At 43.7% G+C, this 12,704-nt stretch carries 6 protein-coding genes; 4 read left to right on the top strand and 2 right to left on the bottom strand.

All coding sequences use genetic code 11. From position 1 onward, the window contains the following. Window positions 1-118 precede the first annotated feature (118 nt). Entirely contained in the window at window positions 119-1,459 is a 1,341-nt protein-coding gene (locus BW980_RS08660; protein WP_013991542.1) for a Gfo/Idh/MocA family protein, read from the bottom strand. 500 nt (window positions 1,460-1,959) lie between these two features. Here BW980_RS08660 and BW980_RS08655 point away from each other — a divergent pair, with 500 nt between their 5' ends. From BW980_RS08655 to BW980_RS08640, 4 genes are all read left to right on the top strand, one after another. Beyond that, window positions 1,960-3,210 carry an MFS transporter gene (locus tag BW980_RS08655; protein ID WP_076454852.1) on the top strand — a complete coding sequence of 417 codons (1,251 nt, stop codon included), beginning with the start codon at window positions 1,960-1,962 and terminating at the stop codon, window positions 3,208-3,210. A 448-nt stretch (window positions 3,211-3,658) separates the two neighbouring features. After that, window positions 3,659-6,688, top strand: coding sequence for a SusC/RagA family TonB-linked outer membrane protein (locus BW980_RS08650; protein WP_245800014.1), 3,030 nt, complete (start codon window positions 3,659-3,661; stop codon window positions 6,686-6,688). An 11-nt stretch (window positions 6,689-6,699) separates the two neighbouring features. Beyond that, the gene (locus BW980_RS08645) at window positions 6,700-8,187 is read left to right on the top strand and encodes a RagB/SusD family nutrient uptake outer membrane protein (RefSeq protein ID WP_076454850.1); all 1,488 of its coding nucleotides are present in this window, start codon (window positions 6,700-6,702) and stop codon (window positions 8,185-8,187) included. Window positions 8,188-8,311: 124 nt separating this feature from the next. After that, a complete protein-coding gene (locus tag BW980_RS08640; RefSeq protein WP_076454848.1) occupies window positions 8,312-11,620 on the top strand; it encodes a VCBS repeat-containing protein in 3,309 nt (1,102 codons plus the stop codon). Between the two features lie 56 nt (window positions 11,621-11,676). Here BW980_RS08640 and BW980_RS08635 read toward each other — a convergent pair whose 3' ends face one another. Further along, complete coding sequence (locus BW980_RS08635) at window positions 11,677-12,693, bottom strand: glycoside hydrolase family 43 protein (RefSeq protein WP_076454846.1); 1,017 nt, start codon at window positions 12,691-12,693, stop codon at window positions 11,677-11,679. Window positions 12,694-12,704 lie beyond the last annotated feature (11 nt).

Genomic DNA, 12,704 nt, shown 5'->3' with positions numbered 1-12,704 from the left:
TTAAACCTATTTTTTTGGTTCTTCACCATAATTAGGGCTAGCTGTTTTTTTTAAAACGGAAGCAAAAAAATGTCCCTATTATTAACAGGGACATCTTTATTTTGTGTTATCTGTAAATTTATATCACTACAGTTTCACCCGGTTTTGGTATATTATACGTACCATCGGCATTGGGCTGCACCGGTGCCGGGGAATCCCAACTTAGTTCATCTGGGGCCAAATCGATATTCGACTGCATGGCTTCATCCCATTTAATGACTTTTCCGGAGTAAGTGGCCATTCTACCCATTATGGCGCTCATAGTACTCTTTGCCCCATTTTCGGCATCGGCTATGACCCCTCCGTTTCTAATCGATTCAAACAGTTTGATATGCTCTACTTGATATGGATTCGGATCGTCTTTTCCCCTATGTTCGAATATAGAACCACCGCTATAGTCTTTTAAAATGGCCGTATCCCCTTTGGTATAGACCGTACCCTTGGTTCCTTGAAAGAATTCGGAAACCTTGCTCATGGTCTCGGGTTGGTGGCGGCACTGACTTGCGATCACCGCTCCACTGGGGTAGGTATACTCTACAAAATGATGGTCGAAAATTTCACCATGGTCTTTTCCTTTACGCACCTGTCTACCGCCCATCCCCTGTGCAGAAATAGGGTATTCTCCGATAAACCAGTTGGCTACATCAATATTATGGATGTGCTGCTCTAAGATATGGTCTCCACACAACCAATTAAAGTAGTACCAATTGCGCATTTGATATTCAAGTTCAGTTTGCCCTGGCTGTCGTTCACGAACCCAAACACCACCACTGTTCCAGTATACTTGTCCAGAAACAATTTTACCGATGGCATCTTTATTAAGATGTTCTAAAGCTGCCAAATAACTGTCTTGATAATGTCTTTGAAGACCGACCACTACGTTCAATTTGTTTTCTTTTGCCTTTTTTGCCGCAGCCAATACCTTGCGTACGCCGGGTACATCAGTAGCTACAGGTTTTTCCATAAACACGTGTTTTCCATTGTTTACGGCATATTCAAAGTGCTGAGGACGAAAACCCGGTGGCGTCGCCAAAATGACTACATCGGCCAAATCGATCGCCTTGGTGGCCGCATCGAAACCAACGAACTGGTTCTTTTCCTTTACATTGATCTTTTTGGTCTCGCCCATGGCCTTGGAAATATTCGCCAAACTGCCTTTTAAACGATCTTCAAAGGCATCGGCCATAGCCACAAGCTCAATATTGTCATCGGCAGTCAAGGCCTGTACTGCGGCGCCGGTACCCCTGCCGCCACAACCGACCAGTGCCAGTTTTAATTTTTTATCTCCTAATACATTTGCCATACCGCTCATCTGCAGGTTGGGTAACAACATGGCCCCTCCGGTAAAAAGGGCGGTGTTCTTTACGAAATCTCTTCTTGATTTTTTGGTCATACTGGTTTTGGTCTTGTCTGTTTTCATCTCCTGAATATTTCTGAATTAACTGCAATGCGAAACACAAATGCAAAGCTTGGTGAATATAAAAATAATATGGCAAACAAAGGCCCCATCATTTACATTATCGCTAAATAAAACAACATCAAATCATCAAAAAATTAAAATATTGTTAGTTTTTTAAAAGCAATGTGAACCTCTTCCTTATGTATTGCCCATAATACGCTAAGTATACTTAGACTAAGGGTTCGGACGATATTTGAACTTAAAGCCTTGACATTTGGAGCTTTGAAGATAATAAAGGTTTCAATAATAAGTGTATATTTAACACACAAATTAAGGTCCTAACGAAATTTAAAACCCAAAACACCCCTTTATAGGGAGATATGGGAGACTTGTTAAAATCGCTTTTTTTTTATCAATTACATATTTTTAATTTATCTTTCGTTTCGATTTTCGTAAAAAAATGTTTGATTAAAATTACTTTTACCAATCTGATTACATAAAAAACAACAAACCAATATCATATGGAAACAACAACGAACGGAATGGCTTCAAACGCCAATAGACTTTTTTACGGTAGCTGCTTTGCACTGATCACCACCGCATTTTCTTTTAGTATCAGGGCGGGTATTCTCCCTCAATTAGGGGAAGAACTAAGCCTTAGTGGTGAGCAACTAGGTTTTATCAATTCGATGTGGTTTTTAGGATTCCCCCTGTCTATGGTTATCGGAGGGCTTATTTATCATAAGGTAGGAGGAAAAGCCATTATGCAGTTCGCGTTCTTCGCCCATGCATTAGGTATTATATTGACGATTTATTCAGGAAGCTATATTGGTTTGTTGATTTCTACGCTATTAATAGGCTTGGGCAACGGATGTACCGAAGCTGCCTGTAACCCCATGATAGCCGATGCCTATCAAGGAAACAGGATGAGCACCATGATGAACCGTTTTCATATGTGGTTTCCAGGAGGTATTGCCATTGGTAGTCTTATTTCAAGTTTTATGACCGACATGAATTTCGGATGGCAAACCCAAATCTGGTTGATCCTTGTACCCACACTTGTCTATGCCTATTTATTTTTCGGACAATCTTGGCCCAAGGCCAAAGTCGAAGAAGCGGCCACTCTCGGAGGAAACTTCAAGGCCATGCTTTCTCCTTTATTCCTCTTTATGGTCGCCTGTATGGCCCTAACCGCTATTTCAGAATTCGGACCTAACCAATGGGTAGGCTTGATTCTTTCTAAAAGTGGTGCCAACCCAATGATCATATTGGCGTTAACGGCAGGTCTTATGGCCATCGCACGTTTCTTCGGGGGTAATATGGTAAAACAATTCAACCAGACTGGTGTGCTTTTAGGTTCTGCGGTCTTAGCTACCTTGGGCATCTATTTATTTAGCACGCAAACCGGGGCTATGGCCTATGTTGCCGCCATCTTTTTTGCCTTGGGCGTTGCCTATTTCTGGCCGAACATGATCGGTTTCGTAGCCGATAAAATACCAAAAAGTGGTGCCTTGGGACTCTCGATTCTCGGTGCCGTAGGTATGTTCTCTAGTTCTATATTTCAACCTATCATCGGTGGATGGATCGATGCCGATAAGGCCAAAGCAGCAGCTCAAGGCTTTACCGGTGACGAACTGGAACTGGTTTCCGGCCAAGCTACCCTATTGACCATGACGGTATTTCCCGGTATTCTCATTGTACTCTTTACCATTCTCTATTTTTGGATGAAAAGTAAAAAGGAGGACAACGTAGAAGCCGAAGTGGCATCATAACTAGACCATACTAAAAATAAAAAGCCCGTATTACGGGCTTTTTTTATACCCCTTCCCCTCCTGACCCACACCCTCACACTACAATCCCAACTCCATCGAGACCTCTACTATAAGGATAGGTTACCCCTGCTTCAATGCATTACATTATGGTTTCTTGGGTTTGACCTATAATAGTTTGTTGTATTTAAAAGCTTCTTTATAAGCCTGTAAACCGCTCTTTCTTAAACCAATTGACAGATCGTCAATTTTCCCACCTATATTATATCGAATTCATTACCACCCCTTGTAAATATTGCTACTTACCTAATTTAATATCACATATGCAACATAACTTTTAGCATATGCATCAAATCTTTTACTGCTAGAAAAGCCCTTCATATACATTTGTCTTGGGTAAGGTCGTGACATAGCCGATTACCTAAAAGTTAACTAACTAAACTCAATGATTATGATTAAACTTAAACATGCGGTCATTGCAATGTTTGCAATGATCGGGCAATTTGCCTATTCACAGACATCTACGGTCAGCGGTGTAGTTTCGGATGGAAGCGGAACCCCTCTTCCCGGGGCTACCATTGTTGTTTCGGGCACAACAAACGGTACTACCACCGATTTTGATGGAAATTATTCCCTATCAAATGTAGGCCCCACCGATAAACTGGAATTTTCCTATATCGGCATGACCGCCAAAGTCGTTACCGTTGGCAACCAAACCAACATTAACGTAACCCTCGAGGAAGATGCTCAGGCCCTTGACGAAGTTGTGGTCGTAGGGTATGGTACACAATCTCGGGCAGAAGTTACCGGAGCCATAACCACGGTGGGATCGGAAGAGATTTCCTCCCTTCCAGTGGCTACGGCCGATCAAGCTCTACAAGGTAGGGCTGCCGGGGTTACCGTATTGAATTCCGGTTCCCCAGGTACGTCGCCCGTCGTTCGAATCAGGGGTTTAGGCACCATGAACAACAACGACCCGCTTTACGTTATTGACGGGGTCATAGCCGGAGGTCTCGGCGATTTAAACCCAAACGATATAGAATCGATCAATGTCTTGAAAGATGCTTCCACCACCGCCATTTATGGATCCTTAGGTTCTAACGGTGTGGTTATGGTGACCACTAAAAAAGGAAGAAGGACAGGAAAAACAGTCATCAACCTCGATTCGTACACAGGTATACAATACTCCAATCAACGGTACGACCTTTTAAATACACAAGAATATTTACAATTTGCACAAGACGCCTTTGGCTTTACCCCTACTTCGGCCCTATCCCAATCCGGTAACAATACCGATTTTCAGGATGCGCTATTCAGAACGGGCATAATGCAAAAAGTCGACCTCGGTATTTCCGGCGGTTCGGAAAACAGTGATTTCAGGTTCTCCGCTGGCTATTTAGACCAAGAAGGAGCCGTTATAGAAACGGGCTTCGAAAGATTCTCTTTCCGTGCCAATAGCAATTTTACCTTAGGAAAATTCAAGTTCGGTGAAACCTTGGCGGTTTCGTTCAACAAGCAGAACCCGGAACGGAACTTGGGAGATCGCTCTTTATTGGAACATGCTATCAAAATAGCTCCTTACCTCCCTATTTACAACCCAAATAACTTACAAGGCTTCCAAGGCCCAAGCAGTGGATTGGACGGACAAGATGCCGAAAACCCGATTCGCGTACAGACCCTAGGCGAGCACGTAAACAAATCTTCAGGTATTATAGGAAGCCTCTTCGGGGAATACGAGATAGTTGAAGGGCTTAGTTTTAAGAGCCAAGTAGGTTTGGAATATAGAAATTCGAACACCAATATTTTTGTACCTTCCTATAACGACGACAGTGAAGGAGGCAACACCCATAGCTCAGCTTTTGCCGTTATTACCAGAAATTCAAGTTTGAGAAAATCGATCACCTTGACCAATAGTTTAAATTACTCAAAGACTTATAACGATGTTCATAACCTTGAATTTTTGATTCTTGCCGAAAAGCAAGAGCAATCGGACGAGCTATTGAATTCCAATAGTCAAAACCCGATTACCAACGAGCTTGACCAAGTTTCTAACGAACAATCGTTCTTGGAATCAAAATCTTACGAATACAATCGTATAGGTTATCTGGCCCGTTTGAACTACAATTATGATCAAAAATACATTTTGGCCGCATCTATTAGAAGGGATGCTTCTTCGCGTTTCGGGGAGAATAATCGCTGGGGTACTTTTCCTTCGGTTGCCCTAGGTTGGAACATTGCCAACGAAAGTTTCTTGGAGAACTCCTCGATCAATACCTTGAAACTTAGAGGAAGTTGGGGTATTACAGGAAACGATAGAATTGAGGACTATAGATATAGCGCCACGCTTTTATCCAATTTCTTTTATCCTTTGGGAGAGGGACTTGCCACAGGTACAACTCCGGGCGGATTGGCCAACCCTGATTTAAAGTGGGAGGAAACCACCATGAAGAATATCGGACTTGATTTTGGTTTTTTTGACGGAAAAATCACAGGTGCCTTAGAGTATTACAACAATACCAGTAACGACCTTCTTATGGACCGCCCCTTACCGGGTTCTTTGGGCATACACTCAGGAGTAGTAACCGAAAATGTAGGCTCCGTTGAAACAAGTGGATTTGAACTTAATATAGGATATAACGATTTTGAAGGGGACTTTACCTGGTCGGCCAACCTTAATTTGGGTACATCTAGCAATGAAGTAAAATCACTAGGTGAGAACGAATCGCTTTCCGGTGGCTCTTTTGAAGATCAAAATATTTCACGTGTTGAAGTCGGGCAACCCTTGTTCTTCTTCTATGGCTATGAAACCAATGGTATATACCAGACACAGGGCGAAGTCGAGGCAGTACTCGACCAAGTTCCCGATGATAAAGGCGAAGTCACGTACAATGCCGGTGATATCCGTTTCGTAGACCAAAACGGAGACCGAAAAATCGATGACCAAGACCGTGTCAATATCGGTAACCCATACCCTGACTTAACCTATGGATTAAACTTAGACTTCAACTACAAGCAACTTGACTTGAATATGTTCATTTCCGGTGTAGCAGGTGTAGATGTCTACAACACCAACATCTATGATTTAGAGGGGATGCCTAGATTGTTCAACGCAGGAACAAATGTTCTGAATAGATGGACAGGACCGGGAACTTCGAACTCCGTACCCCAAGCCGGTGGTGCCGATGAGAACTTTACCTTGATTTCCGATAGATTTGTTGAAGACGGCTCTTATACACGCCTAAAGAACATTACTTTAGGGTACACCTTGGAAAACACTTCACTGGAAAAGTATTTTTCCAAATGTAGAATTTATGTAAGCGGACAAAACTTGATAACCATTAGCGACTACTCTGGGTTAGACCCCGAAATCGGAAACCCGTTGACCAATGATGGAGGTAGCCGAAGATATGAACTGGGAATTGACAGGGGCAACTATCCACAACCAAAGTCAGTTTTACTCGGAGTACAATTATCATTCTAAAAAAAATTACCATGAAAAAAAATAAAATATTTTTGACGATTCTCGCCACTTTAGGCTTGGTGCTTTCCTGTAACGACGATTCCTTGGAGCTGACCAACCCTAACGAGTTATTGCCAGATAGCTTCTTTGAAAATCCTATACAGGTTCAATCTGCAGTAAATGCGATTTACTCCAATTTACAGACCCAAGGGCTCTATAGCCGTCATATGTTCTTTATGATGGACAATATGGCGCATGAAAACGGAGGAAACTCCCAGCTCGAAGCGGACAAAAGGCAATATCTCGATTTTTCCTTTACTCCATCACATGGCGCCATCGGGGCGTATTGGGAAAGCTGCTACAGGGGCATCAACAAAGCTAATTATGTTATAGAGAACGAAGAGACCATCAATGCCATTCTACCATCGGTCATGACCAATGAAGACAAGCAAAGGGCACTTGGCGAAGCTAAGTTCTTGAGGGGACTTTTCTACTTCTTTATCGTCACCCGATTTGGAGACGCCCCATTGATTACCTCCTTGCCACCGGAAGATGGAGTAGGTTCTGCCAAGAACACCGAAGCGGAGATCTATGCCCAAATCGTAAAAGACCTGAAAGAAGCCATACCCGTACTTGATACCAAGGCCAATACGGAAAACGGTAGGGCCACCAAAGGTGCCGCACAGGCACTACTAGGTAAAGTATACCTTTTCTTAGAGCAATACGAAGATGCAATGGCCCAATTCAACGACCTTAACGGTTACGCCCTTGAAGACGATTACTTTGACAATTTCAAGGAAGAAACCGAATTTGGGGTCGAGTCGATTTTTGAGATCCAATATGATGACGATCTTGGGTTTGGTGCCCAATGGAACTCCGACAGATCCGGAGAAGGTCCGAACGAAGCTACGTTTAGAGGCCAAGAATACGGTTTTAACGATTGGTTCAATGTGTTTCCTTCCGATGACCTTTTAGAAGAATATGAAGCCGGTGACATACGTTTCGAGCAATCGTTCTACGTTAACGGTGACAAGTTTGGAAAAGACAGTGCCCTGACCGTTGATCATTTCCCAAGTAACGGAGGTGGTAATGCCGGGTGGGCAAAATATAACAATTACTACAAAGATGATAATGAAGACCAAACCTCAGGTATCAATTTCAAATACTTAAGATATGCCGATGTTCTGTTGATGATGGCCGAATGCGAAAGTATGAGACCAGGTGGCGACCAAGATGTAGCCGTCGGCTATATCAACGAAGTTCGTGAAAGGGCCATGGTAGCCCCCCTACCTATGGGCCTATCGCAAGCAGAGGTCTTCGAGGCTTTGATACACGAGCGAAAAGTAGAACTGGCCGGTGAGCAGTGCAGGTTCAACGATATTATCCGTTGGGGTATTGCCAGTACCGAATTGGCCGGCACTGGTTTCCAAGAAGGCAAACATGAGAGATTACCGATACCTCAAGCTGAAATTGACGCTAACATTAACATTAGCTCGGCCGACCAAAATCCAGGATACTAGAACTGATTTAATTGATAGTTTTGAGTTAGTTTCTTTTAAAACAGTGTGTTTCCTGAGCACACTGTTTTTTATTTTAACCTCTATCCGCAAAAAAAATGTAACTTAATTTTTTGAACTCACTAACATGAACTTCAAGACATACAGCCGATTTTTAATCTATACCATTATCCTTACCTGTATTGCCTGTTCCCCTAAAGAGAAAAGTCAATTTAAAGGGAAGCTCTTTGCTACCTTAAGCCCCGAAACTACGGGAGTGAATTTCAGCAACGACCTAACCGAAAACGACTCGCTCAATTACTTCACCTACTCATACCTTTATATGGGCGGTGGTATAGCCGCGGGCGACATCAATAACGATGGATTGGTAGACTTATACTTTACCGGAAATCAAGTTTCCAACAAACTTTACCTGAACAAGGGCAAGCTTCAATTTGAAGACATCACCGAAAAGGCTGGTGTTTCTGGCGATAACCGCTGGTATACCGGTGTTACCATGGCCGATGTAAATGGCGATGGCCATTTGGATATTTATTGCTCCGTAGGCGGTAAATTCGGTCCAAAGAACAATGAGCTCTTCCTCAACAACGGAGACGGCACATTTTCTGAAAAAGGCGCCGAGTACGGTATAGACGATATCGGCAACAGCGTTCAGGCCACTTTTTTCGATTATGACAAAGACGGTGACCTAGATCTCTTCGTGGCCAACTACCCCCCTACCCGGTTTGACTCCCCCACTTTTGTGTATTCCTATAAAATGAAAAATGTCAAAGATTATGAATCTGGACATTTGTACCAAAACAACGGAAAGGGCTTTACCGACGTTACCGAAGCCTCGGGCCTAAAGGCCTTCGGATTGTCATTGAGCGCTACCGTAGGGGACATCAACAATGACTCTTGGCCCGACCTCTACGTTTCCAATGATTTCAACTCTCCCGACTTTATGTACCTGAACAATCAAGACGGTACGTTTAAAGAAGTGGTAAAAGAAGCCACATCACATACCGCCTTTTATGGTATGGGTGCCGATATTGCCGATTTTAACGACGACGGTAACCTCGATATTTTTCAGGTCGATATGGATGCCAAATCGAACCGGAGAAAAAAGGCCAATATGGCCAGTATGAACCCCGAACTCTTTTGGGATGTAGTAAATGCCGGATTCCACTATCAGTACATGCACAACTGTATGCAGATGAATTCAGGGGTGTACGAAGATGGCATCCCACATTTTTCAAATGTTTCCCGAATTACGGGAACCTCCTCTACCGATTGGAGCTGGGGCCCTCTTTTTGCCGATTTTGACAATGATGGCGATAAAGACCTTTTTGTTTCGAACGGAACACGACGGGAAATCAACAACAATGATTATTTCAACCAGCTCAAGACCCTTACATTGAGTAAGGATACCTTGTTGGCCCTGAGCCAAAAAATCCCATCCGAAAAAATAGACAATTTTATATTTAAGAATACGGGGCAACTTGAGTTTAAAAGAGCCAATAAAGACTGGGGTATTGAATTCGAAGGTTTTTCAAACGGGGTAGTCTACGCCGACCTTGACAACGATGGCGACCTAGAGATCATTACCAACAACATTGACGATAAGGCTTCGGTTTTCAAGAACAATGCTTCGGAAACCAAGAACTATATCCAAATAAGATTTAAAGGAAACCCATTGAACCAATTCGGTTTGGGATCCCGTGTTTACGTTACCAGTAACGGAAGAACCCAAATGCAAGAACTGACCCTTACCAGAGGGTTTCAGTCTTCGGTAGCTCCGATACTTCATTTTGGTCTAGGGGATGCGACCCAAATAGATACACTTAAAGTGGTTTGGCCCAACGGAAAAGTCCAACATCTAAACGGACTCGATGCCAACCAAAGCCTTACCCTACTTCTTGAAGACGCCAATGACGCGAACGAGAACCGTATTTCAGGGGAACCTGTACTTTTTGCCAACGATAAGAGCGTAAAATTTCCGCCCTACAAACATGTTGAAAACAACTATGACGATTTTGCAGACCAAGTTTTGCTTCCCCATAAAATGTCTTCCTTCGGCCCTACCCTTGCTACGGGCGACCTGAACAATGATGGCCTGGACGATTATTTTATCGGTGGCTCCGCGGGTCAAACGGGTACCCTATTCCTGCAAACCGACGAAGGGTTTACAAAACAGTCTTCTTCTGTTTTAGAAGCGGATAGTCAAAGTGAAGATACGGGCTCTTTAATTTTTGATGCGGACGGAGACGGCGACCAAGACCTTTATGTGGTCAGTGGCGGATACGAATTTGCCGTAGATTCGGAAGCCCTGCGCGACAGATTGTACCTCAACGACGGCAAAGGGAATTTTACGAAAGCCGCCCCCAATGCCTTGCCCGACCTAAAGTTTAGCGGTTCACGGGTATACGCGTCCGATTTTGACGGCGATGGCCAACCCGACCTTCTGGTATTGGGTAGACAAGTACCGAAACACTATCCCAGTCCGGCAAGCAGCTATATCTTAAAGAACAACAGCCGAAACGGAAATGTACGTTTTGACATATTTGACCAAATGCAACCCGAGGCCTTTGAAAACCTTGGTATGGCCACCAGTGCCGTAATTACCGATTACGACAACGACGGACGCGATGATATTATGATCGTTGGCGAGTGGATGCCCATTCGTTTGTTCAGAAATACGGATAAAGGTTTTAAGGAAGTTTCCGAATCGCTCGGCTTGACCAAAGATACCACAGGCTGGTGGTGGAGCGTGCAGCAAGGCGATTTCGACAAGGATGGCGATATGGACTATATCGTAGGCAACAACGGCAAGAACTACAAGTACAAGGCTACCCAAGAAGAGACCTTTGACATCTTCGTAAACGACTTTGACAAAGACAATAAGGAAGATATCGTGTTGAGCTACTACAACGATGGGAAACAATACCCCTTACGAGGGCGGGAATGCTCTTCGCAGCAGATTCCTTCGATCAAGCAAAAATTTCAAAATTACGAGAGTTTTGCCGAAGCCACCTTAGAAGATGTATATACCGAAAAATCGCTTGAATCGGCCCTTCACTACCAAGTGAAATCTTTTGCCAGCATCTATTTAGAGAACCACGGGGGCAAATTTATCGTCCACGAACTACCCGTCTTGGCCCAGACCTCCAATATCAATGAAATACTGGTCGACGACTACGATAAAGACGGAAACCTAGATGCACTCGTTGCAGGAAACCTGTACGCCTCAGAGGTAGAGACCCCTCGTAACGATGGGAGTTATGGCCTATTACTAAAAGGGAATGGACAAGGAAGCTTTGAAGCCCTACCGGCTTCTGAAAGCGGCCTATTCCTAAAAGGCGACGTTACCCAGATGGCCCCGATAAGGGTTGCCAAAGAAAAGTATATCATTGCGGCCAAAAACAATGATTCACCGCAATACATCAGAAGGAAATAAAACAGAAAGAGGGGGCAACTATTTTGCCCCCTCTTTTTCTAAGTCCGTTTATTTTTCTACTTATACGGATCCAGTGTAGCAATGGTACCGTCTTGGTGGTATTCAATTTCAGCAACTTTTACAGACCTAAGGTGTGTTACCCCTTTTGAAAGGCTCGAATCGTGGTAAAACAAGTACCACTTCCCATCAACTTCACATATGGAGTGGTGCGACGTCCACCCTACTACGGGGTTTAAGATCCTGCCCGCATAGGTAAAAGGACCGTAAGGACTATCGCCCATCGCATAACAGATGTAATGGGTGTCTCCCGTAGAATATGAAAAATAATACTTGCCCCTATATTTATGTACCCATGACGCTTCAAAGAAGCGTCTTTCGTTATCGCCTTCCAACAGAAGGTTTCCCTCTTCATCTAAAATCCGTACTTCCTTAGGTTCTTCTGCAAACTCAAGCATATCATCGCCCAATTTGGCTATAATGGGCAACAAGGCCGCTTCGTTCGGTTTGGGCAATTCATGGGAACTGTCATAGGTATTGTTGCGGTACTTTTGCAACTGTCCGCCCCAAATTCCTCCAAAATACATGTAGTAACTACCATCTTCGTCTTCAAAAACCGCAGGGTCTATGGAGTAACTGCCCTTTATAGCTTCCGGCTGGGGTACAAAGGGGCCTTCGGGAGCATTGCCCACGGCCACACCTATCTTAAACCGTCCGTCATAATCCCTGGCCGGAAAATACAAATAGTACTTTCCGTTTTTGTGTGCCGCATCGGGGGCCCACATTTGTTTTTCGGCCCAAGGCACGTCATTCACATGAAGGGCGACACCATGGTCTACAGCCTCACCATCTATATCCTCCATAGAGATTACGTGGTAATCTTCCATGGCAAAATGGCTTCCCAAATCATCGAAGGGAATACCCGATTCTATATCGTGGGAAGGGTAAATGTATATTTTCCCATCAAAAACATGGGCCGATGGATCAGCCGTATAAATGTGCTTTACCAAGGGTTTGGAAATTGCACGTTCGTTCAACTCATTAAAGTCAATATGTTCAATAGGTTCTTCCGGCATATTTTATTTTG

This window comes from Zobellia uliginosa (genome assembly GCF_900156625.1).
In the GTDB taxonomy this organism is placed as follows: domain Bacteria; phylum Bacteroidota; class Bacteroidia; order Flavobacteriales; family Flavobacteriaceae; genus Zobellia; species Zobellia uliginosa.
This window is presented reverse-complemented; position numbering and strand designations above follow the sequence as displayed.